Genomic DNA, 517 nt, shown 5'->3' with positions numbered 1-517 from the left:
CATGGCTTGGAAATTTTTGAGCGCTTTTTTGGCATTCATACCCCAGCCGCCATCAATCGGACCCGGTGAAGCATGATTCCAATCTAACAAGGCTTGAAGTTTTAAGGTCGTTGCTGAGTTAACATTTTGACCGGGTTTCCAGTCGGCGCTATTGACTAGCTGTGCGTAGTCAGACAAATTTAGGGTAGAAAAACTGGCAGGTGTCGTTGCTGTTTTATTGTTACCTACCGTCGTCGGGTCAAAAGTTGGCGCAGCCGTCGTAGTATTGTTGACTTCTTCAGAGCTCGCGCCTGCGACACCTGCACCCGAGGTATAGTCACTGTCGATACCTGTTTGGGTGGCGTCTTCTTTAATGCCTAATGCCGTGGTGGTGGCTGAGACTGGCGTCAAGGGAATATCGGTTGAAGTTGCCGTTGGTTTTGCTGCCGTCACCGCAGTAGCCGAGGCGACTTTGGGCGTGGTGGTAGATTGTGTGACGCTAGCTGCGGGCTTGGCTGTTTGCGGTTTTTTAGTAGTA

Annotated in this window: 1 protein-coding gene; it reads right to left on the bottom strand. The window is 50.7% G+C overall.

What is annotated here, in order from left to right:
- The coding region (locus IV512_RS19710; protein WP_209406476.1) for a hypothetical protein at window positions 1-390 on the bottom strand (390 nt) is incomplete at its 3' end.
- Window positions 391-517 lie beyond the last annotated feature (127 nt).

The organism is Pseudozobellia sp. WGM2 (assembly GCF_017810075.1).
In the GTDB taxonomy this organism is placed as follows: domain Bacteria; phylum Bacteroidota; class Bacteroidia; order Flavobacteriales; family Flavobacteriaceae; genus JADNYK01.
The sequence above is the reverse complement of the archived record's forward strand: the minus strand, read 5'-3'. Positions and strand labels throughout refer to the sequence as shown.